The 22562-nt window shown below is 65.2% G+C and carries 20 protein-coding genes, 1 pseudogene and 1 riboswitch; of the genes and pseudogenes, 7 read left to right on the top strand and 14 right to left on the bottom strand.

Translation table 11 applies throughout. The features are described 5' to 3' along the window. Positions 1-3: 3 nt before the first annotated feature. The 7 genes from K8374_RS21415 to K8374_RS21445 form a co-directional block, all read right to left on the bottom strand. Complete coding sequence (locus tag K8374_RS21415) at positions 4-522, bottom strand: TIGR02281 family clan AA aspartic protease (RefSeq protein WP_224457106.1); 519 nt, start codon at positions 520-522, stop codon at positions 4-6. Then, positions 519-1505 (bottom strand): esterase-like activity of phytase family protein, encoded by a 987-nt coding sequence (locus K8374_RS21420; RefSeq protein ID WP_224457107.1) that lies wholly within the window; start codon positions 1503-1505, stop codon positions 519-521. The genes K8374_RS21415 and K8374_RS21420 overlap by 4 nt, the downstream gene beginning before the upstream one ends. Further along, the gene (parE, locus tag K8374_RS21425) at positions 1502-3406 is read right to left on the bottom strand and encodes a DNA topoisomerase IV subunit B (protein WP_084854134.1); all 1905 of its coding nucleotides are present in this window, start codon (positions 3404-3406) and stop codon (positions 1502-1504) included. The genes K8374_RS21420 and parE overlap by 4 nt, the downstream gene beginning before the upstream one ends. A 36-nt stretch (positions 3407-3442) precedes the next feature. Continuing rightward, positions 3443-4051 (bottom strand): YqiA/YcfP family alpha/beta fold hydrolase, encoded by a 609-nt coding sequence (locus tag K8374_RS21430; protein WP_224457108.1) that lies wholly within the window; start codon positions 4049-4051, stop codon positions 3443-3445. Between the two features lie 229 nt (positions 4052-4280). Further along, entirely contained in the window at positions 4281-5096 is an 816-nt protein-coding gene (cpdA, locus tag K8374_RS21435; RefSeq protein ID WP_224457109.1) for a 3',5'-cyclic-AMP phosphodiesterase, read from the bottom strand. 85 nt (positions 5097-5181) lie between these two features. Then, entirely contained in the window at positions 5182-5634 is a 453-nt protein-coding gene (locus tag K8374_RS21440) for a DUF1249 domain-containing protein (RefSeq protein WP_084854129.1), read from the bottom strand. Beyond that, a complete protein-coding gene (locus tag K8374_RS21445) occupies positions 5625-6242 on the bottom strand; it encodes an NUDIX domain-containing protein (protein ID WP_084854127.1) in 618 nt (205 codons plus the stop codon). The genes K8374_RS21440 and K8374_RS21445 overlap by 10 nt, the downstream gene beginning before the upstream one ends. A gap of 184 nt (positions 6243-6426) precedes the next feature. Between K8374_RS21445 and K8374_RS21450 the strand changes: the two genes are divergently transcribed. Continuing rightward, on the top strand, positions 6427-7173 hold the full coding sequence (locus tag K8374_RS21450; RefSeq protein WP_224457110.1) for an RsiV family protein: 747 nt from the start codon (positions 6427-6429) through the stop codon (positions 7171-7173). Here the strand turns inward: K8374_RS21450 and cytX are convergent. Both cytX and thiC read right to left on the bottom strand, forming a co-directional pair. Then, a complete protein-coding gene (cytX, locus tag K8374_RS21455; protein ID WP_224457111.1) occupies positions 7142-8425 on the bottom strand; it encodes a putative hydroxymethylpyrimidine transporter CytX in 1284 nt (427 codons plus the stop codon). The two genes, K8374_RS21450 and cytX, sit on opposite strands and share 32 nt — an antisense overlap. 166 nt (positions 8426-8591) lie before the next feature. Beyond that, the gene (gene thiC, locus K8374_RS21460; protein WP_070090502.1) at positions 8592-10478 is read right to left on the bottom strand and encodes a phosphomethylpyrimidine synthase ThiC; all 1887 of its coding nucleotides are present in this window, start codon (positions 10476-10478) and stop codon (positions 8592-8594) included. A gap of 145 nt (positions 10479-10623) precedes the next feature. Continuing rightward, a riboswitch (TPP riboswitch) is annotated at positions 10624-10730 on the bottom strand. 158 nt (positions 10731-10888) lie between these two features. Between thiC and K8374_RS21465 the strand changes: the two genes are divergently transcribed. Then, the gene (locus K8374_RS21465) at positions 10889-12319 is read left to right on the top strand and encodes a TolC family outer membrane protein (RefSeq protein ID WP_224457112.1); all 1431 of its coding nucleotides are present in this window, start codon (positions 10889-10891) and stop codon (positions 12317-12319) included. A 97-nt stretch (positions 12320-12416) separates the two neighbouring features. Here K8374_RS21465 and waaA read toward each other — a convergent pair whose 3' ends face one another. Together waaA and K8374_RS21475 are read right to left on the bottom strand one after the other, a co-directional pair. Then, a complete protein-coding gene (gene waaA / locus K8374_RS21470; protein ID WP_224457113.1) occupies positions 12417-13685 on the bottom strand; it encodes a lipid IV(A) 3-deoxy-D-manno-octulosonic acid transferase in 1269 nt (422 codons plus the stop codon). Positions 13686-13737: 52 nt separating this feature from the next. Then, positions 13738-14628 carry a LysR family transcriptional regulator gene (locus K8374_RS21475; RefSeq protein WP_224457114.1) on the bottom strand — a complete coding sequence of 297 codons (891 nt, stop codon included), beginning with the start codon at positions 14626-14628 and terminating at the stop codon, positions 13738-13740. Between the two features lie 88 nt (positions 14629-14716). Between K8374_RS21475 and K8374_RS21480 the strand changes: the two genes are divergently transcribed. From K8374_RS21480 to K8374_RS21495, 4 genes are all read left to right on the top strand, one after another. Next, positions 14717-15049, top strand: coding sequence for a DMT family transporter (locus K8374_RS21480; RefSeq protein ID WP_084854115.1), 333 nt, complete (start codon positions 14717-14719; stop codon positions 15047-15049). A gap of 87 nt (positions 15050-15136) precedes the next feature. Beyond that, positions 15137-16312, top strand: a complete 1176-nt coding sequence (locus K8374_RS21485) for an NAD(P)/FAD-dependent oxidoreductase (protein WP_224457115.1) — start codon at positions 15137-15139, stop codon at positions 16310-16312. Then, positions 16309-17121, top strand: coding sequence for an aldo/keto reductase (locus tag K8374_RS21490; RefSeq protein ID WP_224457116.1), 813 nt, complete (start codon positions 16309-16311; stop codon positions 17119-17121). The genes K8374_RS21485 and K8374_RS21490 overlap by 4 nt, the downstream gene beginning before the upstream one ends. Positions 17122-17158: 37 nt before the next feature. Then, positions 17159-18121 (top strand): metal ABC transporter ATPase, encoded by a 963-nt coding sequence (locus tag K8374_RS21495; protein ID WP_224457117.1) that lies wholly within the window; start codon positions 17159-17161, stop codon positions 18119-18121. 116 nt (positions 18122-18237) lie between these two features. Here the strand turns inward: K8374_RS21495 and hldE are convergent, their stop codons facing one another. From hldE to K8374_RS21510, 3 genes and pseudogenes are all read right to left on the bottom strand, one after another. Next, a complete protein-coding gene (gene hldE / locus K8374_RS21500) occupies positions 18238-19659 on the bottom strand; it encodes a bifunctional D-glycero-beta-D-manno-heptose-7-phosphate kinase/D-glycero-beta-D-manno-heptose 1-phosphate adenylyltransferase HldE (RefSeq protein ID WP_224457118.1) in 1422 nt (473 codons plus the stop codon). Between the two features lie 130 nt (positions 19660-19789). Further along, positions 19790-21598, bottom strand: a complete 1809-nt coding sequence (gene msbA / locus K8374_RS21505) for a lipid A export permease/ATP-binding protein MsbA (RefSeq protein WP_224457119.1) — start codon at positions 21596-21598, stop codon at positions 19790-19792. A 15-nt stretch (positions 21599-21613) separates the two neighbouring features. Next, positions 21614-21862 (bottom strand): annotated as a pseudogene (locus K8374_RS21510) (polymerase); the annotation flags it as partial. Positions 21863-21956: 94 nt separating this feature from the next. On the opposite strand from K8374_RS21510, the gene K8374_RS21515 reads away from it, so the two are divergent. Continuing rightward, positions 21957-22562, top strand: a complete 606-nt coding sequence (locus K8374_RS21515) for a toluene tolerance protein (protein WP_224457120.1) — start codon at positions 21957-21959, stop codon at positions 22560-22562.

Here is a 22562-nt window from a genome sequence, read left to right on the forward strand (position 1 = left end):
TCGTCATTTCAAGTTCTGGCGCAGCAGCAAGGTACCGCCACGCTGGGTAAATTCAAGTTGTTTCAGGGCGCTCATGCCCAGCAGCACCTGCTCGCCATCGAGCCCCGGCACCACCAGGGCACGCACGTCGCGCAGCTGGATATCGCCCAGTTGCAAGGTGCTCAGCCGGGTACGGTAGCCCTGGGTACGGCCGTTGGCGGTGCTGAGGATCACCGGTGCGCCGGGCTGCAGGTCGAGGTCGCGGGCCAGCGACTCGGGAATCGCCACGTCGGTCGCCCCGGTGTCGAGCATGAAGCGCACGCCACGGCCGTTGATCGCGCCGTCGGCGACGAAGTGGCCCTGGCCATTGCTCAGCAGGCGCACCTCGATGAAGCCTTCGCCGTGCTCGGACTGCACCTGGGTATTGGGGTTCTGCTGACGCTCCTCCCATTGCCCGAAGAAGCGCGTGGCGAGGAACATCGCCCCCGCCCAGGCCACCACCAGCAGGACCCGCCCCGCACGCTTGCCCGGCGGCTGGCTCACGGCTTGGCGCTCCAGCCGCCTTCAGGTGCCGCGAAACGCCATACGATCGGCCGCTTCTCGCCGTCGGCACGGTCGCCGCTGTTGTTGTCCAGGCCGATCCAGGCACCGGATGCATCGATGACCAGCGCTTCGGCCAAGCCATATGGTTGATCGTAGCGACGCGAGTCGACCAGCGCATCGGCGGCGAACGACCAGCAGCGCTCGACCTTGCCGCTGTCGGGGTCGCGGCGGCAGATCCGGTAGGCATTGCGCTCGAGGGTGAACAGCTTGCCCTCGTACCAGGCAAGGTCCGAGAAGTCGCGCGACATGGCCTGGGGTTCGGGCATCTGTGGCGGCTGCATCTCGACCCCGGCTTCGCTGAGCAGCACGCAGCTGCGCCCACAGTTCCACACCGACTGCTGGCGCTCGATGGCGACCAGGCCACGCCGTTCACGCTCGGCGGCCAGCCACAGGCGGTCGCCCGCCGGGTTGATCGCCAGGCCTTCGAACAACGCGTTGAAGTGCAGCAACATACCACTGGCACGGGCCTGCCGAACCATGGTCGGGTCGATTCGCAGCCATTCAGGCTCACCCTCGACAGGTACTTGCAGTACCGCCGCATGGGCTTCGCTGACCAGGTAGAAATTGCCAACCTGATCACAGGTGATGCCTTCGAAGTCCAGCTCGCCGCCGCGTATGTAGGACACCGCCCAGTTGCGCGACCGGAGCCCCCATGGCAAGCCACTCTGCGGCACCGGCGGCGGGGTGAAGGTCAGCGGCTGGGCGCGCCACACTTCGCCCTGCCGGTCGAGGCGGTAGATGCGATCATCGTCACGGTCGGACACGGTCCACAACGCCCCACGGCACCAGGCCAACCCCGAGAGGTTGCCGCCACGCATGCCTTCGACCGGGTACTCTGCGCCGAGCTTGAGCTCCGGCCAGCTGCCCGCCTGGCTCGGCAGGGCCAGCAAGGCCAGGCAGACGGCGGCCAGCAGGCGGATCAAACCAGGACCTCGGCGAGGTTACCCTTGGTTTCCAGCCAGCTCTTGCGATCACCGGCGCGCTTCTTGGCCAGCAGCATGTCCATGATCTCGGTGGTGCCCTGCACATCGTCCAGGGTCAGTTGCACCAGGCGCCGGGTGTTCGGGTCCATGGTGGTCTCGCGCAGTTGTGGTGGGTTCATCTCGCCCAGGCCCTTGAATCGGGTGACCTGCGGCTTGCCGCGCTTCTTCTCGGCGACCAGTCGATCGAGGATGCCATCGCGCTCGGCTTCGTCCAGGGCGTAGTAGATTTCCTTGCCCAGGTCGATGCGGTACAGCGGCGGCATGGCCACATAGACGTGGCCGGCCTCCACCAGCGGGCGGAAATGCTGGACGAACAGCGCGCACAGCAAGGTAGCGATGTGCAGGCCGTCGGAGTCGGCATCGGCCAGGATGCAGATCTTGCCGTAGCGCAGCTGCGAGAGGTCGGCGGCACCAGGGTCCACGCCGATGGCCACGGCGATGTTGTGCACCTCCTGACTGGCCAGCACCTCGCCGCCATCGACTTCCCAGGTGTTGAGGATCTTCCCGCGCAGCGGCAGGATCGCCTGATACTCCTTGTCTCGCGCCTGCTTGGCCGAACCGCCGGCCGAGTCACCCTCGACCAGGAACAGCTCGGCACGCATCGGGTCCTGCCCAGCGCAATCGGCCAGTTTGCCTGGCAGCGCCGGGCCCTGGGTGATGCGCTTGCGCTCGACTTTCTTGCTCGCCTTCAGGCGCCGGCCGGCGTTGCTGATGGCCAGTTCCGCCAACTGCATGCCCAGTTCCGGGTGGGCGTTGAGCCACAGGCTGAAGGCGTCCTTGACCACGCCGGAGACGAACGCCGCCGCCTCGCGGGACGACAGGCGCTCCTTGGTCTGGCCGGAGAATTGCGGCTCCTGCATCTTCATCGACAGAACGAAGGTGATGCGCTCCCACACGTCTTCAGGCGCCAGCTTGACGCCCCGGGGCAGCAGGTTGCGGAACTCGCAGAATTCGCGCATCGCATCCAGCAGGCCCTGGCGCAGGCCGTTGACATGGGTGCCGCCCTGGGCGGTGGGGATCAGGTTGACGTAGCTCTCCTGGACACTGTCGCCGCCCTCCGGCAGCCATAGCAGGGCCCAGTCCACAGCCTCCTTGTTGCCAGCCAGGCTGCCGCAGAACGGCTCGTCGGGCAGGCGCAGGAACTCGCTGACCGAGTCGACCAGGTAGGAACGCAGGCCGTCCTCGTAGTGCCACTCGACCTTCTCGCCGCTGGCCTTGTCCTCGAAGCTGACCAGCAGGCCCGGGCAGAGCACCGCCTTGGCCTTGAGCACATGCTTGAGGCGGCTGACGGAGAACTTGGCCGAGTCGAAGTATTTGGGGTCGGGGCTGAAGTACACGCTGGTGCCGGTGTTGCGCTTGCCCACCGTGCCGACCACCTCCAGCTCGCTGGCCTTGAAGCCATCGGCGAAGGTCATCTGGTATTCGTTGCCATCGCGCTTGACCCGCACGCGGACCTGGGTCGACAGGGCGTTGACCACCGAGATGCCGACGCCGTGCAGGCCGCCGGAGAACTGGTAGTTCTTGTTGGAGAACTTGCCGCCGGCGTGCAGCTTGGTGAGGATCAGCTCGACCCCGGACACACCCTCTTCGGGGTGGATGTCCACTGGCATGCCGCGACCGTCGTCGCACACTTCCAGGGAATGGTCGGCATGAAGGATCACCTGCACCGAGCGTGCGTGGCCAGCCAGAGCTTCGTCGACACTGTTGTCGATGACTTCCTGGGCCAGGTGGTTCGGCCGGCTGGTATCGGTGTACATGCCCGGCCGCTTGCGGACCGGGTCAAGGCCCGAGAGGACTTCGATGGCGTCTGCGTTATAGGCGCTAGCGCTGGGATTGGCCATGGGGTCTCGTCGTCAGTCTGGTGAATGCAAAAAAGGTCAAAATACAGAAAAATCGAGGGTCGCATACTGCCCGCGGGCAATGCCGGCGAAGGCCAGCAGGGCCGGCAGACGGTCGGCGAAGCCTTGGAAGCTGTGGTCGCCGCCGGCCTGGATACGCAAGGCACAAGCCTGGTAATAGCGTTCGGCCTGGCGATAGTCCAGGGTTTCGTCGGCCGTCTGCAACCATACCTGATAGCGGCTGGCGTCCTGGGGCGGCGGCACTTCGAGTTCGGCCAAGGCCTGTACATGGTCCAGGGTCAGTTCCCAGGATTCGTCGGTGTACAGGTTGCGCTGGGTACCCAGGTAGCCGTCGAACAGCCGGTGCGGCCCGACCGCCGGGTTGATCAGCAGGGCCTTCAGGCCATGGCGCTCGGCCAGGTAGGTGGCATAGTAGCCACCGAGCGAACTCCCCACCAGCAAGGGGGTACCGAGCTCGGCGATGGCCGCTTCCAGCTGGGCGATGGCCTGGCGCGGGTGATGATGCAAGGCCGGCACGCGCAGTTGCCCGGCCAGGCCCAGGGCCTGCATCACCGCCTCGAGCTGGCGTGCCTTCTTCGACAGCGGCGAGCTGTTGAAACCATGGATATAGAGGATGGAACCCGACATGCTGCCCCTCGGTATCGACTGCTGTGCACCCGTCCATGCGGGCGCGGGGACGCGCAGTGTAGCGCGTTCACCGGGTTTTGGCGTCGCATCGGACTTTTCGCAACACATTCTTCAACCGCGAGTAGATCGCTCATGTTCGCGGGTAAACCCACAGATTTGACAGTGAGCCTGTGGGAGCGGGTTTACCCGCGAACGGGCCAGGCAGGCATTCACAGGGACATTTCAAGCTTCAGTATCCCGGGCTGTCGAAGTCCAGCTTCACCTCGAAATCCCGCGCCCGCTCAACACCCGTCTCCACCCGCCCATCGCCATGCAGGCGCAGCCAGCGATAACCCGGCTGCTCCTCGCTGACCTGGAAGTCCTCGCTGCGGGCCGCGAACTGGATGCAGGTCGATGGCGTGGCCAACAGGCGGATACCATCACGTTGTTCATCCCACGGCTGGTGGACATGTCCCCAGAGCACCGCCTTGACCTGTGGATAACCATGCAGGCGCGCCCACAGTTCATCGGCATTACGCAGCCCGATCGGGGCGATCCAGGCACAACCGATATCCACCGGCTGATGATGCAGGCACACCAGGCAATGCCGCTCACCGGCAGCGGCCAATGCCTGGTCCAGAATGGCCAGCTGGTCGTCGGCGAGCCAACCGTGGGTGGCATCGGGCACGTTCGAATTGAGCATGACGATGCGCCAGGCACCCAGGTCGGTCACCGCCTGCACCAGGTCGCTTCCCTGGGCCACCTCGGCCATCACCCGGGCCTCGTCATGGTTGCCCGGGAGCCAGCGGCTCGGTGCGCCAAGCGAAGCGCTCACGTGTCGAAAAGCTTCGTAGGAGGCAACGCTGCCATCCTGGGAAAGGTCGCCCGTGCACAGCAGCAGGTCGATGCGCGGCTGCTCGCGGCGCACCTGTTCGACCACATGACGCAGGCTGTCTCGGGTATTCATGCCCAGCAAGGTGCCGCCAGGGCTGGCGAACAGGTGGGCATCGGTCAGTTGCACCACATGAAGCGGCGCCGGGTCTTGGGCGTGGTTGGGCTGCGGCAAGGGCCGTCTCCTCGAACGGATTCAGGGCGATTATCGGCTGCCTGCACGCATCGGGCAAAGGGCCTTGCCCGACCTGCATCACATTTCAGCGAACGGCTTCCAGTTCATGACCACAGGCCAGGCAGTGGCTCAGCCATTCGCCCAGGAACAGGTTGAGCTGGGCCTTCTCGTCCGGCTGGTGCATCGCTGCGTTGGGGTACGGGTAGATGCTGCGCAGGCGCCGGGTGTGTTCAGCACTGACCACCTCGGCCATGCGCGCGTCGTGGTACACCTGCACCTCCAGATGCGGCACCGGCAGCCACGGCAGACTGTGCTCCTGGCGCACCCGCAGGGTGGTGGTGTACGGGCAGGCCAGCAGCACATCGAGCACCAGCACGCCGAGCATCTGGTCGCCCTGGGTCATGCCGATGCGGCGCGAGCTCTGGGTGGTGCGCATGTCCGGCAACAGGCGCATCAGGCGGGCATAGTTGGCCTCGCAGGCGGCCTGCAGCCCGGCCAGGTCGACCCGGTAGCGCTCGCGCAACAGGTTCACTTCCACATACCTCGCACTTCGTCGCGGTTCAGCGCCAGCCATTGCAGGCCGATGATGGTCGCGGCGTTGCAGATGCGCCCGTCGCGCACGGCCTGCAAGGCATCCTCAAAGGCCCAGACGCGTACACGGATGTCCTCGCCCTCCTCCTCCAGACCGTGAAGCCCTCCAGCGCCTTCGCTGCTGCAACGTCCCAGGAACAGGTGCACGTACTCGTCGCTGCCACCGGGGGATGGGAAGTAACGGGTCATCGGCCACAGCGCGCTGAACGTAAGGCCCGCTTCTTCCTCGGCCTCGCGGTGAGCGACCTCCTCGGGCTGCTCGTCCTTGTCGATCAGCCCGGCGACCATCTCGATCAGCCAGGGGTTTTCCACCTTGCCCATGGCTCCGACGCGGAACTGCTCGATCAGCACCACTTCGTCGCGCAACGGGTCGTACGGCAGCACACAGACTGCGTCGTGGCGCACGAACAGTTCGCGGCTGATCTCACGGCCCAGGCCACCGGCGAACAGTTCGTGGCGCAGGCGCAGCTTGTCGAGCCGGTAGAAGCCCTGGAAGCAATTGGCCCGTTCGACGATCTCGACCGCCTTGGGTTGCGAATTCAACGTGTCTGACATGGAAATCCTCGTTACCTCGTTTACCGCATCGCGCCATCCTACTCTGCGTGCCGCCGTGTTTCACCCCTTTCCGGCGACCGCTCAGGCAGCCGGGACAGAGCCTCTGTACTCTGTTAGCTTAGTGGCGAACCGACGGCTTCGCCGACGGTCAAAGGCCGACTCCCTTTGTTCTGCAAGGATCATCATGACGCTTGTCAAACTGACTTCCGTGGCCGTGCTGGCAATGGCCCTGGGCGCCTGCCAGAGCCTGTTCGAGCCCAACTACCGAGCCCCGCTCGAGGTCAAGCGCGACGCCTGGGAACACGTCAAGCCCGGCTGCAGCGAGAGCGACTGCCCACTGGTGAACATCGACACCATCCACTTCCCGGCCCTGCCCAAGCTCGACGCCATCGTCGAAAAACGCCTGTTGCAGCTGACCGAAGACAACCAGCGCAGCAGCGCGCCCACTTCGTTGCAGGCCTACGAACAGCAGTACCTGGCCAGCGCCGAGAAGCGCAACAGCAGCTACCTGCAAGCCAAGGTACGCGAGCAGCATGACGGGCTGGTGATCATCGAGCTGTCCAGCTACCTGGACAGCGGCGGCGCCCACGGCATGCCCGGGCGCGGTTTCATCAACTACTCACGCAAGCTGGACAAGGTCCTGACCCTGCAGGACATGCTCCTGCCAGGCCAGGAAGACACCTTCTGGAAGACCGTGGAAGAGTCCCACCGCGCCTGGATGATCAGCACCGGCATGGACAAGGACCCGGAGTTCGCCAAGACCTGGCCGTTCCGCAAGTCCCCCCATGTGGCCCTGACCTACGGTGCGGTCGTGGTCAAGTACGAGGTCTATGCCATCGCGCCCTATTCCATGGGCCACATCGAGCTGAAGATTCCCTACCCGCGCCTGAACGGCGTGCTCAGGCCCGAGCTGTTTCCCGGCCGCGGCTGAGGCTCAGCAGGCCATGCAGCCCCCCTGCCAGCAGCAGCGCTGGCAGGGTCGCCCCCAGCTCCGGCGCGACATTGGCCATCAGGTGATACGCCGCCACGCCCACCGCCCAGGCCAGCAGTGCCTGCCAGTGTAGCCCGGCCACCAGCACCGGCAGCTGCCGCCGACGAACGACGAAGTGGTCGACCAGCACCACGCCGAACAGCGGCGCGAACACCGAGCCGATCAGCAACAGGAAGTTCTGGTATTGGGCCAAGGGCGCCAGCAGCGCGACCAGGGTACACAGCACGCCGATGGCCAGGGCCAGGTGTTCGACCTTCAAGCGTACCAGCAGGCCGGTGGACACCGCCGCCGAATGGATATCGGCGAAGGCGTTTTCCGATTCGTCCAGCAGGATCAGCAACAGTGGAATGCCCAGCCCTGCTCCGGCCAGGGCCAGCAGCAGCGCATTGACTTCACCGCTGGGCGCGAACGCCAGGGTGTAGGCCACACCCAGGCTCATCAGCCAGGCATTGCCGATGAAAAAGCCCAGTGCCGTGCCGCCGAACACACGGCTGGCGCGCTGGCCGAAACGCGAGTAGTCGGCGATCAGCGGCAACCACGACAGCGGCATGGCGATGACGATGTCGAAACCGACCGCCAGCGACAGCGAACCATCGCCGGCCCGCTGCCACAGCCCAGCCAGGTCGGCCTTGGCGAACAGGTTCCAGGTCAGCCACAGGCAGGCGCCAAGCAGCAGCCAGATCCCCCATTTGCGCAGCACTTTGCGCACGAAGGCCAGCGGCCCGCTGACGGCGAGCAAGGTGGCCAGGGCGCCGAAGCACAGGGTCCAGAGCACCGGGCTGGTCCAGGCGCTGCCTTCGCCGAAGGCACGAGCGCCCAGCAGGCTGGCGGCATCACGCATGACGATGATCTCGAACGAGCCCCAGCCGACCAGCTGCAGCAAGTTGAGCAGCGCCGGCAGGCGCGCGCCATGGCGACCCAGGGTCAGGCGCAGGGTGGCCATCGCCGACAGGCCCGTGTCGCTGCCGATCACCCCGGCGGCGGCCAGCAACAGTACACCGACCGCCGTGCCCAGGACGATGGCCAGGACCGCCCCCGACAGGCCCAGGCCGGGCGCCAGCAGGGCACCGACCTGCAGGACCATCAGGCCGATGCCGAGGGAGAACCAGAGGGAAAACAGGTCGCGGGCACCGAATTGGCGCTGGCTGTGGGGGACCGGATGGTCCGGGGAGAAATGGCTGGGTGTGCTCATGAAGGCGCTCGCCGGGATGTTATTGATGTTCTTGGCGAGGACTTACGTCCTCGAATCGCGGCACAAGGCCGCCCCTACAGGGACCGCGCCGGGCGTGAACCTTGCGCTGCCCCTGTAGGAGCGGCCTTGTGCCGCGAAAGGGCCGCGAAGCGGCCCCTCAACCTGCCTAGACTTTCTTGTACAGCTGGCTGCCTTCCTGGCGGAACCGCTCGGCCTGCTCGCGCATGCCCTCCTCCACCGAGACATCGGTCGCCTCGATACGCTGGTTGGCGGCGTACTCGCGCACTTCCTGGGTGATCTTCATCGAGCAGAACTTCGGCCCGCACATCGAGCAGAAGTGCGCCACCTTGGCCGACTCCTTGGGCAGGGTTTCGTCATGGAACGCACGGGCTGTGTCCGGGTCCAGGCCGAGGTTGAACTGGTCTTCCCAGCGGAACTCGAAGCGCGCCTTGGACAGCGCGTTGTCACGGATCTGCGCGCCCGGGTGGCCCTTGGCAAGGTCAGCGGCATGGGCTGCGATCTTGTAGGTGATGATGCCGGTCTTGACGTCATCCTTGTTCGGCAGACCCAGGTGTTCCTTGGGCGTCACGTAGCAGAGCATGGCGCAGCCGAACCAGCCGATCATCGCCGCACCGATGCCGGAGGTGATGTGGTCGTAGCCCGGTGCGATGTCGGTGGTCAGTGGGCCGAGGGTATAGAACGGCGCCTCGTCGCAGCACTCGAGCTGCTTGTCCATGTTCTCCTTGATCAGCTGCATCGGCACGTGGCCGGGGCCTTCGATCATGCACTGCACGTCATGCTTCCAGGCGATCTTGGTCAGCTCGCCCAGGGTCTCGAGCTCACCGAACTGGGCCGCATCGTTGGCATCGGCGATCGAGCCCGGGCGCAGGCCGTCGCCCAGCGAGAAGCTGACGTCGTAGGCCTTCATGATTTCGCAGATCTCATCGAAATGCGTGTACAGGAAGTTTTCCTTGTGATGCGCCAGGCACCACTTGGCCATGATCGAGCCGCCGCGGCTGACGATACCGGTCACGCGCTTGGCGGTCAGCGGCACATAGCGCAGCAGCACGCCTGCGTGGATGGTGAAGTAGTCCACGCCCTGCTCGGCCTGTTCGATCAGGGTGTCGCGGAACAGCTCCCAGGTCAGGTCTTCGGCGACGCCACCGACCTTTTCCAGGGCCTGGTAGATCGGCACGGTACCGATCGGCACCGGCGAGTTGCGGATGATCCATTCGCGGGTCTCGTGGATGTGCTTGCCGGTGGACAGGTCCATGACCGTGTCCGAGCCCCAGCGAATGCCCCAGGTCAGCTTGGCCACTTCTTCCTCGATGGAGGAGCCCAGGGCACTGTTGCCGATGTTGCCGTTGATCTTCACCAGGAAGTTGCGGCCGATGATCATCGGCTCCAGCTCCGGGTGGTTGATGTTGGCCGGAATGATCGCGCGGCCACGGGCGATTTCTTCACGGACGAACTCGGGGGTGATTTCCTTCGGAATGCTGGCACCGAAGCTATGGCCGGCATGCTGCTGGTCGAGCAGGCCAGCGGCGCGGGCTTCCTGCAGCTTCATGTTCTCGCGGATGGCGACGTATTCCATCTCGGCGGTGATGATGCCCTGGCGCGCGTAATGCATCTGGGTGACGTTGGCACCGGGCTTGGCACGGCGCGGGTTGCGCACATGGGCGAAGCGCAGCTTGGCCAGGTCGGCATCGTTCAGGCGCTGCTGGCCGAAGTTCGAGCTCAGGCCGTCCAGGCGCACGGTGTCGCCGCGAGCCTCGATCCACGCCGAACGGACGTCACCCAGGCCCTTGCGTACATCGATGACGACGTTCGGGTCGGTGTACGGCCCGGAGGTGTCATAGACCAGCACCGGGGCGTTCTGCTCGCCGCCGAAATCGGTGGGGGTGTCATGCAGGCTGATTTCACGCATCGGCACGCGGATGTCGGGGCGCGAACCTTCGACATAGACCTTGCGCGAACGGGGGAACGGTTGCACGGACTGCTGGTCGACTTGCGCCGACTCGCTGAGGTGGATCGATTTTTCTTGTTGGCTCATCACAGGCTCTCCAGACAGCGTGGAATGTCGGGGAGAACCTGAAGGGGGCGCGGATTGCACCTGGGACGGTGCTGGTGCCGGATACACGGAGGTGCCTTGAGCGTGAGCTTCGACAATCCCGGACCTGGCACAAGATCTCGCCGGGAAAGCGAGCAATCTTGTTCCCTACGCAGGCGCTAACCTGATCAGGTTCAACGGGATCCGGAACTGTCCGATCTCAGCCTTCGATTCAAGGCACCCCGACAAGAACATGCGCAGTCTAGACTCAAGTGGCCAGCAAAGCCAAGCGGGTAAATGCCAGGATGATGAAAGGCACCGGGACGATTGTTGGCCGAGGCACGGGGCACTACACTGGGCCATCGTTCGATACTCAACAGTTCAGTAATTAAATTTCGTACAAGGATTGCCCTATGCTGCGCAAACTCTCACTGGCGATTGCCGTGTCTTGTGCGTCCAACGGAGTGGTCTGGGCAGTGGATGTGCCCACGACGGTGAAGACCGACCTGATCAGCGTCTACCAGGAAGCGGTCGACAACAACGCCGACCTTGCCGCCGCCCGTGCCGACTATGGCGCTCGCCGCGAAGTGGTGCCCCAGGCCCGTGCAGGGCTGCTGCCGAACCTGTCGGCCGGCGCCGAGATGATGAACACCCGCACCAAGTTCGATGAACCTTCGGTCACCTCCAACCGCAGCGGCAACTCGTGGAACGCGACCCTGGCGCAGCCGATCTTCCGCGCCGACCGCTGGTTCCAGCTACAGGCTGCCGAAGCGGTCAACGAGCAGGCCGCCCTGGAGCTTTCCGCGACCGAACAGAACCTGATCCTGCAAACCGCCGAAAACTATTTCGCGGTGCTGCGTGCCCAGGACAACTTGGCCTCGACCAAGGCCGAGGAAGCCGCCTTCAAACGCCAGCTGGACCAGTCCAACGAACGCTTCGACGTCGGACTTTCGGACAAGACCGACGTGCTGCAGTCACAGGCCAGCTACGACACCGCCCGGGCCAACCGGATCATCGCCGAGCGCCAGGTCCAGGACGCCTTCGAGGCCCTGGTGACCCTGACCAACCGCGAATACGCCTCGCTCCAGGGCGTGGTCCACACCCTGCCGGTGCAAGTGCCCACGCCCAACGACGCCAAGGCCTGGGTCGAGACTGCGGCACGGCAGAACCTCAACCTGCTGGCCACCAACCATGCCGTCACCGCCGCCGAGGAGACCCTGCGCCAGCGCAAGGCCGGCCATGCACCGACCCTGGATGCGGTGGCCCGTTACCAGAAGGGCGACAACGACAGCCTGGGCTTCTCCAACCCGCAGCCCGGCGTGCGCTACAGCGGCGATGTCGAGCAGACCAGCATCGGCCTGCAGCTGAACATCCCGATCTACAGCGGCGGCCTGACCAGCTCCCAGGTGCGCGAGGCCTACCAGCGCCTGAGCCAGAGCGAGCAGCAACGTGAAAGCCTGCGTCGCCAGGTGGTGGAAAACACCCGCAACCTGCACCGGGCGGTGAATACCGACGTGGAGCAGGTGCAGGCACGCAAGCAGTCGATCATCTCCAACCAGAGTGCCCTGGAGGCCACCGAGATCGGCTACCAGGTCGGCACTCGCAACATCGTCGATGTGCTCGACGCCCAGCGCCAGCTGTACACCTCGGTGCGCGACTACAACAACAGCCGCTACGACTACATCCTCGACAACCTGCGCCTGAAACAGGCCGCTGGTACCCTCAGCCCGCAGGACCTGCAGGACCTGGGGCGCTACCTGAAAGCCGACTACAACCCGGACAAGGACTTCCTGCCGCCGGACCTGGCCGCGGCGGCGGCCAAGAACTTCGAACGCAGGCCTTGAGCGGGGGGGGGGGGGCGAGGTGAGCGGTGCTGGTGAGATCGAGCGCCGCGCGGGCGGCGCGCGATCCCACCGGCACAGAATCAGCTCCGACGAACGCTCACAACAATTCCCCCAGCCCATCCAACAGCCGCTGCAACGCCCCCTGGTTGGCCAGCATCACCGCCCTGCCCGCCTCGCCCATGCGCCGGGCATCCTGAGGCAGCTCGACCAACCGACGCACCGCCCCGGCCAGGCCGCTGGCATCGTCCACCTCCTGCAACGCCCCTGCCTCGCGCAGCATCGCGCTGATTTCCAGGAAGTTGAACACGTGCGGGCCCGTCAGTACCGGTAGCGCCAGTGCCGCCGGCTCCAGCGGGTTGTGCCCGCCGGTGGGCACCAGGCTGCCGCCCACGAAGGCAATGTCGGCCAGGGCATAGAGGAACAGCAGCTCACCCATGGTATCGCCGAGCAAGACCTGGGTCTGGGCCTGCACCGGCATGCCGGAAGAACGGCGCACGGTGGCGAACTGTGCGTCACACAAGGCATGCACCGTATCGAACCGCTCGGGATGGCGCGGCACCAGCACCAATAGCGCATCGCCATGAACCTGTAGCAATTGCCGATGAGCCTCGAGGATCAATTCATCCTCACCCTCGTGGGTACTGGCGGCGATCCACACCGGGCGCTGCCCGGCGCCCCATTGCTCACGCAGGTCACGCGCGCGAGGCTGCAATTGCGCGTCGACCTCCAGGTCGAACTTGATCGAACCAGTCACCTGCACACACTCAGGCCGCGCCCCCAGGCTGCGGAAACGCTGCGCCTCGGTCTCGGTCTGCACTGCGATCAGACTCATCTCGGCCAGCATCGGCCGGGTCAGGCCGGCGAAACGTGCATAGCCACGGGCCGAGCGCTCGGACAGCCGCGCATTTGCCAGGGCCACAGGAATGCCGCGTTTGGCGCACTGGTGGATATGGTTGGGCCACAGCTCGGTCTCCATGATGATGCCCAGCCGCGGCCGGACATGATCGAGAAAGCGTCCCGCCGCCCAGGGCAGGTCATAAGGCAGGTAGCAGTGCTGGATACGCGGCTCGTCAGCGAACATCGCACGGATCCGCTCCGAACCGGTGGGCGTCATGCAAGTGAGCGTGATCGGCAGGTCCGGGTAGGCCTTGAGCAGGGCACGAATCATCGGCGCGGCAGCGATGCTTTCGCCCACCGACACCGCGTGCACCCAGATGCCGCCCTGGCGCATCGGCGCCAGCTTGCAAGCGAAGCGCTCGGCGATGCGCTGGCCGTAGGCCGGCGCCTTGCGCGCACGCAGGTACAGGCGCAGCGCAACCAGTGGCAGGCCCAGGTGGAAAAGCAAGGTATAGAGGGTTCTGTTCATGGCGACGCAGTGTACTAGGAACTGTGCGAAAAGGCCTGTCGGGAACCGGTCCTCAGCCAATGGCCCGCAGGTGCACGGCAAAGCGTTCCGCCAACCACTGCGCCGCCGGCCCCAGGGGCTGGTCGCGGCGCCAGGCCAGTTCGACGACCAGCGCGGGCGGGCGCCACTCGCTGTCGAGTTCGACCATCTGCGCCTGGTAGGTCGGGTACTGCACCACATGCCTTGGCAGCCAGGCCCAACCCAGCCCACGCATCAGCAGCTCGGCCATGGCGTAGAAGCTGTCGGCGCGCCACACCTGCGGGCTGATCGCTTCACCTCCGGGGTAACCGCTTTGTTGCGGGGTGATCAACAACTGCCGGTGGCGGGCCAACTGCTGGCGAGTCACCTGCCGTTCACCCGCCAGCGGATGGTCCACTGCACATACGGTGACCATCTCCACACTGCCCAGGGCACGGCGCTCCAGCGACGCAGGGATGCGCTCGTGATGAAAGAACAACCCCAGGTCGGCACGACGCTCCACCAGCTTACGCGCCACATCGCCCTGGGCGCCGCTGGCCACCTGCACTTCCAGGAAGGGGAAGCGTCTGGCCAGCTCGTCGAGGCTGTCGATCACCGGCTGGTAGGGCATGGCCTCATCCTGGGCCACACGCAGCAAGGCCTCCTGGCCGCGCATCAGGGCCATGGCCCGGCCGTCCAGGCGCTCGCACTGGCGCAGCAGCTCGCGGGCATCCTCGAGCAGGGCCGCCCCGCTTTCGGTCAGGCGCGGCTGGCGGCCGCTGCTGCGCTCGAACAAGGTCACGCCCAGATCGGCCTCCAGCAGCGCGATAGCATTGCTGATCGCCGATTGCGCCTTGTGCTGCTCCCTGGCGACAGCGGAAAACGAGCGCAGCTCGGTGACCCGTAAAAAAGTGCGCAGTTGGTCGAGATCCCAGCGTTGGGCCATGAAACCTATCTCCATAGCAGATAGGTAATGACTTTACCGCATCCGACGAAAGTCTAGAATGCCCAGCCAGCAACGGAGGACCCCGATCATGAATGCCTACACCTACCTGGCCATTGCCATCTGTGCCGAAGTCATCGCCACCGCCTCCATGAAGGCAGTCAAAGGCTTGAGCACGCCATTGCCGTTGCTGTTGATGGTCTGCGGCTATGCCGTGGCGTTCTGGATGCTGACGCTGGTGGTGCGCAGCATTCCGGTAGGTATCGCCTACGCCATCTGGTCGGGCCTGGGCATCGTGCTGATCAGCGTCGCCGCCCTGGTGATCTACGGGCAGAAGCTGGATGTGCCGGCCATGCTGGGGATGGCCATGATCGTCGGTGGCGTGGTGGTGATCCAGCTGTTCTCCAAGACTGCCGGCCACTGACCCCACTGGCTGTAGCGCCGGCGATGAGGCCCGCGCGAGCCCACAGCCTGTATACTGGGCAACTGTCCCAGTTCTAGAGGTGCCCGCATGCCATCTGCCATTTCCACTGACGTGCTGATCGTCGGCGCCGGGGTCGCTGGCCTCTGGCTCAACGCAAGGCTGCGGCGCCTGGGGTATTCGACGGTGCTGGTGGAACGCGCCAGCCTCGGTGGCGAGCAGACCATCAAGTCCCAGGGCATCATCCATGGCGGCACCAAGTACGCCCTGCATGGGGCCCTGACCGGCGCCTCCGAGGCCATCGCCGATATGCCGCGCCGTTGGCGCGAAGCCTTGGCCGGCAATGGCGAACTCGACCTTGGCAAGACCCGCCTGCTGTCCGAGGCCCACTACCTGTGGTCCCCAGGCACCCTGGCAGGCAACCTCACCAGCTTCTTCGCCAGCAAGGCCGTACGTGGAAGGGTCGATCAGGTCAAGGGCGAGCAACTGCCCCCTGCCCTGCAGGACCGCGCCTTCAAGGGCAAGGTCTATCGCCTCGCCGAACTGGTCATCGACGTGCCGAGCCTGCTCGCCAACCTGGCCGAACTGGCCGGTGACAGCCTGCTGGCTGGCGAACGGGTCGAGCCACTGTGTGAGGGCGACGAACTGATCGGTTTGCGCGTGGATGGTCGTGAAATACGCGCCCAGCGTATCGTGCTCAGCGCCGGTGCCGGCACCGAAGGCCTGCTCCACGCGCTGGGGCTGGAGCAGCCGGCCATGCAGCGCCGACCGCTGCACATGGTCATGGCCAAGGGGCCGAACCTCAAGCCACTGTATGCCCATTGCCTCGGCGGCGGGCCCAAGCCGAGAGTCACCGTCACCACCCACCCGGCCCGCGACGGCCAATGGGTCTGGTACCTCGGTGGAGACCTCGCGGAGGCCGACGGCGTGGCACGAGAACCCGCCGCACAGATCGCCGCGGCGCAGAAGGAAATCGCCAGCCTGCTGCCTTGGGTCGACCAGAGTCAGGTGCGCTGGGCCACCTTACGGGTCGACCGCGCCGAACCTGCGCAGTCGGGGTTGGTGCGCCCGGACAACGCCTTCCTCACGCAGCAGCGGCGGCTGCTGGTGGGCTGGCCGACCAAGCTGGCCCTGGCACCCGACTTTGCCGACCGCGTGCTGGCGAGCCTGGAGCACGACGGCATCCGCCCCGCCGCGCAACCTGACCTCGCCGAGCTGCCTCGCCCCGCCCTGGGCGTTCCTGCCTGGGAGCAACTGCTGCCATGAGCCTGCCGACCCTGCACGACTTCCTGCGTCCCTTGGGCAGCACCGGCCTGAAGGTCTCTCCGCTGGGCCTGGGCACGGTCAAGCTCGGCCGTGACCAGGGCGTCAAATACCCCAATGGCTTCACCATCCCTGACGATGAGCAAGCGCGCCTGTTGCTGGCCCAGGCCCGCGAGCTGGGCATCAACCTGATCGACACCGCGCCAGCCTATGGCCGCAGCGAGGAACGCCTGGGCCCGTTGCTGCGCGGCCAGCGTGACCAATGGGTGATCGTCAGCAAGGTGGGCGAAGAGTTCGACAATGGCCAGTCGCACTTCGACTTCAGCGCCGCCCATACCCGCCTGTCGGTGGAGCGCAGCCTGCGCCGCCTGGAAACCGACCGTATCGAGCTGGTGCTGGTGCATTCCGACGGCAACGACGTGCAGATCCTGGAGCAGCAAGGCGTCTACCAGACCCTGGCCGAGCTCAAGCAGGAAGGCAAGATCCTCGGCTACGGCCTATCCGGCAAGACCGTGGCAGGTGGCCTCAAGGCCCTGGAGCAAGGCGATTGCGCCATGGTCACCTACAACCTCAACGAGCAGGCGGAGCGCCCGGTACTGGACTACGCTGCCGAACACGGCAAAGCCATCCTGGTGAAGAAGGCCCTGGCCAGCGGGCATATCTGCCTGGCGCCGGGGGTCGACCCGGTGCAGGCCAGTTTCGAGCTGCTGTTCGCCCACCCCGGGGTGAGCAGTGCTATCGTCGGCACCATCAACCCGTTGCACCTGGCCCATAACGTGGCCACCGTCGCCCGAATCCTGGGCCAGCCTTGAGTCGCCCTGACGGGCGCCCAACGCAAGGAGGAGCCTCGTGCCGCGAACGCTGATCCGCAAGAACCCGAGCAACTTCAAGACCCTGCCGCTGCACGTCGAAGCCACACCCGACGGCCTGACCTACCAGAGCATCGGCATGCCGTTGAACTTCGGCCAGGTACAGCAGCGGCGCAAGGCCATCGAGCTGGCCGACCACGAACGCTTCGTGGTCGAGCTCGCCAACCTGGGGGTTTCGGTGCGCCTGACACTGCATTGGCAGCACCGGGACTACTGGGTGCTGGTGCGCCAGCGCCGGCAGGACCGCGGCGACGTGGTGCTCAAGCTGATCTCAGGCTACGTGCCCGCCCAGGAGATCAACCTGCCCCTGCATACCGCCATCCAGGAAGTGGCCGAGGAATGCCTGCTGGAAACCCCGGAAGGCTGGCTCGGCGGGCGCTTCAGCGATACCTGGCTGCCCGCGCCCTATGCCGACGCGCTGCATTATCGCGAAGCCCTGCCGTTCGTGCTCACGCCCGAGTCCGGCGCAGCGCGCCCGGTGCATTGCGGTAACCTGATGCTGCTGGAGCGGCCCCGTGCCTATGTGCACCTGCCGACGGCCTCGTTGCAGCTTATCTATGACCTGCGCTTGCAGGTGCCCCGGGAAGCCAAGTCGCTCAGCCTGTTCCATGTGGACGAGCGACTGGAAGGCGACCAATTGGTGGCGCGGCTCAATCGCAAGCGGCCGGACCTCTACCTGATGCCGCTGGTCGATGGCCAGCCGACAGCCGAACTCTATACCTTGAAGAAGGACGAACTGGTGCCAGCCAGTACCCGTGGCCTGTACCTGGCCGAGAGCTTTGCCCGGCAGGACGGCTGGGTGGTCGAGGATGAGCGGGTTCGCTGGAAGGACTGGATCAGGCAGCAGGGGCTGGTGGAGCACAAGCCGGAGCCGGCGTCACACCTGCAGCGCTTTGGTGACAAAGCGCGGGCGTTGCTGCAGCGAGCCTTGCACAACAAATGATACCTGGGCGCTGCGCGCCCCTTTCGCGGCACAAGGCCGCTCCTACAGGCCCGGCTCGGTTTTTGTAGGAGCGGCCTTGTGCCGCGAGAGGGCTGCACAGCAGCCCCAAGGGTGGGTCAATTCTTGCGAATCTTCTCGACGATCGCCGTGGTCGAGCTGTTTTCCACCAGCCCCAGCACCTTCACGGTGCCACCATAACCCTTGACGATATCGGCGCCGACCACCTGGTCGATGCCATAGTCCCCCCCCTTGACCAGCACATCCGGCTTGACCTGGCTGAGCAGGTTCTCCGGCGTGCCTTCGGGGAAGCTGATGACCCAGTCCACCGCGCCCAGGCCAGCCAGCACGGCCATGCGCCGGTCGACGCTGTTGATCGGCCGACCAGGGCCCTTGAGCCGGCTGACCGAGGCATCGTCGTTGACCGCCACGATCAGGCGATCGCCTTGGGCACGGGCCTGCTCCAGGTAGGTCACGTGGCCTGCATGGAGAATGTCGAAGCAACCGTTGGTGAAGACGATCTTCTCGTTGTGCGCCCGGGCGTCATCGATCGCCAGCAGCAGTTGCTCGAGGGCCAGCACGCCGCGCTCGGAACCTTCCTCGCGCTGGATCGCGCGGCGCAGTTCAGGGGCGCTGATGGCTGCTGTACCCAACTTGCCGACCACGATGCCTGCGGCGAGGTTGGCCAGGGCCACCGCGTGGGGCAGGTCCTCGCCGGCTGCGATGGCCGCCGCCAGGGTGGAAATCACGGTATCGCCCGCACCGGTGACATCGAACACTTCGCGGGCACGCGCCGGCAGGTGCAACGCCGGGTGGCCGGTGCGCAACAGGGTCATGCCGTGCTCACCACGGGTCACCAGCAGCGCGCCCAGGTCGAGCTCCTGCAGCAATTGCAGGCCCTTGGCGACCAGTTCGCCCTCGTCGGCGCAGCGACCGACGATGGTCTCGAACTCGCTGAGGTTCGGGGTGATCAGGCTGGCGCCGCGGTAGATGGAAAAATCCTTGCCCTTGGGGTCGGCCAGGACCGGGATGCCCTTGGCACGTGCGGCCTGGATCAGGCTCTGGTGGTTCTTGAGCGCGCCCTTGCCGTAATCCGACAGCACCAGCACCTTGATACCTTCGAGCAGGCCATCGACCTCCTCGCCCAGTGACAGCGGGTCGGTGGCGAACGGCTCTTCGAAATCGATGCGCAGCAATTGTTGGTGACGGCTCATGACCCGCAGCTTGACGATGGTCGGCTGGTGGGCAATGCGCTGGAACACCGAGCGCACACCCGCTGCATGCAGGCTGTTGGCGAGGCTGTCGGCAGCCTCGTCCTGGCCGGTCACGCCAACCAACGAGGCTGGCGCGCCCAGGGCGGCGATGTTCAATGCGACGTTGGCCGCGCCACCGGGGCGATCCTCGATCTGTTCGACCTTGACCACCGGCACCGGGGCTTCGGGAGAGATCCGCGAGGTACCGCCATGCCAGTAGCGGTCGAGCATGACATCGCCGACCACCAGAACCGGGGCTTGATCGAAACGCGGCATGGACAACTTCATGGGCAACCCATATGAAAATAGTGAACAGGGGCAGGATATTAGCACAGGGTCGGTGACGGCTTTACGGCCAGCTTCGATCTGTACGTTACCGATGATGATCGGGACCGACACGGCCCCGACCCAGGGGATATCAGGTGATGTCGGCCTTTTCCGGCGCGTCCAGCCCCATGGCATGCAGGCGGGCATAATGGCCATTTGCCTGGAGCAGCTCGGCATGGGTGCCGCGCTCGACCAGCCGGCCCTGGTCCATGACCAGGATCAGGTCGGCCTTTTCGATGGTCGACAGGCGGTGGGCGATCACCAGGGTGGTACGCCCCTGCATCACATGGTCCAGGGCAGCCTGGATGTGGCGCTCGGACTCGGTGTCCAGGGCCGAGGTCGCCTCGTCGAGGATCAGCAGCGGTGCGTTCTTCAGCAGGGCACGGGCGATCGCCAGACGCTGGCGCTGACCACCGGAGAGCAGCACGCCGTTCTCGCCGACCTCGGTGTCGAAGCCCTTGGGCAACTGGTCGACGAACTCCTTGGCATAAGCATCGGCGGCGGCGGCCTCGATGTCCGCGCGCGGCGCACCGGCCAGGTCGCCGTAGGCGATGTTATTGGCCACCGTGTCGTTGAACAGCGTGACATGCTGGGTCACCTGGGCCACATGGCGGCGCAGGTTGCGCAGGCGATACTGCTCGATCTCCACACCGTCGAGCAAGATCTGCCCGTTGGTGTGGTGGTAGAAGCGCGGGATCAACGAGGCCAGGGTGGATTTGCCGCTGCCTGAGCGCCCCACCAGGGCGATCATCTGCCCAGGCTCGGCGGTGAAGCTGATATCGCTGAGCACCTGGCGGTCGGTACCGGGGTAGGTGAAGCTAAGGTTGCGCACCTCCAGGCGACCTTCCACGCGGTCTTTTTCCACGGTGCCGGTGTCCACTTCGGGCTGCTCGTCCAGTTGCTCGAAGATGCTCTCGGCGCCCGCCAAGCCCTTCTGGATGGTCGAGCTGACTTCCGAAAGCTGGCGGATCGGCTTGGGCAGCAGGCCTGCAGCGGTGATATAGGCCACCAGGTCGCCCGCCGAAGCATCGCCACGCAGGAACAGCACCAGGAACATCAGCGATGCCATGGCGCTATAGATCACCAACTGCAGCAATGGCGTGTACAGCGCGCCGGTCTTGGTCATGCGCAGTTGCTTTTCGGTGTTGCCCTGGCTGGCGTCGTGGAAGCGCCGCTCCTCGTAGGCCTCGCCACCGAAGCTGCGCACCACGCGGTAGCCCTGGATGGTCTCGGAGGCCACATGGGTGACATCCCCCATCGCGACCTGGATCTTCTTGCTCTGCTTGCGGAATTTCTTGCTGGCAGTGCTCACCATCAGCGCGATCACCGGCAGAATGGCGACCATCACCAGGGTCAGCTTCCAGTTCATCCACAACAGGTAGGCGAACAGGAAGACCACGGTCAGGCCTTCACGGATCACCACCTTGATCGCATCGGTCGCCGCACCGGTGACCATGGTCACGTTGAAGGTGATGCGTGAGATCAGGTGGCCGGAGTTGTGGTTGTCGAAGTAGCGGTTGGGCAGTACCAGCAGCTTGTTGAACAGCTGCACCCGCAGGTCATGCACCAGCCCCAGGGAGACCTTGGCCAGGTAGTAGTTGCCCAGGAACGACCCCAGCCCCTGCCAGGCCGCGATCAGGATGATCAGCAGCGGCACGGCCTGCAGCAGTTGCAAGTCGCGCAGGTAGGGGACATTGGGGAACAGCACCGCTTGCGGATTGCTCAGCCCATCGACGAAATATTTCAAGATCCCGGCCAGCATCGGCTGGGTCGAGGCAAAGATCACGAAACCCACGATGCTCAGCAGGAAGATGCCGATATAGGGTTTGACGTAGCTCAGCAGCCGGAAATAGATCTTCAGGCTGGAGGTATGCTCCGCCGGTAGCGGTGTTTCGGCCATCATCGAGCTCGCTGTTCAGGTTGAACCGGGAATTTTACCACAGGCATCGTTTTCGGCACGCACCCAGGGCAGCAGCATGGCCAGGCCCACCGGCAACCAACTGATGAACCATTCGGCACGCGGGGTATCGGTGAGGCTGGCAGCATCGAATTGCATGGCAAGGGTGGAGAAGATCCAGTAGCCGAGCAGCACCTTGCCGAACAGCGTGCCACGGGCGCGCAGGATCTCGCCGAGGGCGAACAACCATACCGCCACCCACAGCACCCAAAAGAATCCAAATCCGTCATCATGGTGCTGACGCTTTATTTTCGGCATTATGGCCGGTCATTTTTGCTTGCCAGACGACAAGGCCCTACCCATGCAATGCTCCCGGCTCTCCCAGGTCGACTTCGATCAGCTGACACTCGGCGCCAAGGTTCTAGAGGCAGATAGCCACGGTGCCAAAGTCTACCTGCTCGGGGATGGAAATATCCTCAAGGTTTTTCGTCGCAAGCGTCTGATTTCATCTGCGCTGCTGCGCCCCTACTCACGGCGCTTCATCGATAACGCTGCGCGCCTGGCGCAGATGGGGATCCCGACGCTGGAAGTGATCAGCCATCACAAGCTCGATCTGCCGGGCCGTACCGCCGTGCTCTATCGACCGTTGCCGGGCCAGACGCTGCTGCAACTGTCGCGCGAACCGGGGTTCAGTTGGGATGTCCTGCTGCCGCAGTTGGTCGAGCTGATCCGCCAATTGCACCGTTCGGGTATCTACTTTCGCTCGCTGCACCTGGGCAACGTGGTGATGACGCCTGACCAGCGCCTGGGCCTGATCGACGTCGCGGACATGCGCTTCCTGCGTGCCCCGCTGCCGGCGCGGATGGTACGCCGCAATGTGCAGCACATGGCGCGCTATATCGAGCGTGAGAATCTCGCCAATACGTTCCCGCTGGCGGCCTTGGAGGCCGCCCTGCTTCCGGGCTGA

The organism is Pseudomonas sp. p1(2021b) (assembly GCF_020151015.1).
Taxonomy (GTDB): Bacteria; Pseudomonadota; Gammaproteobacteria; order Pseudomonadales; family Pseudomonadaceae; genus Aquipseudomonas; species Aquipseudomonas putida_K.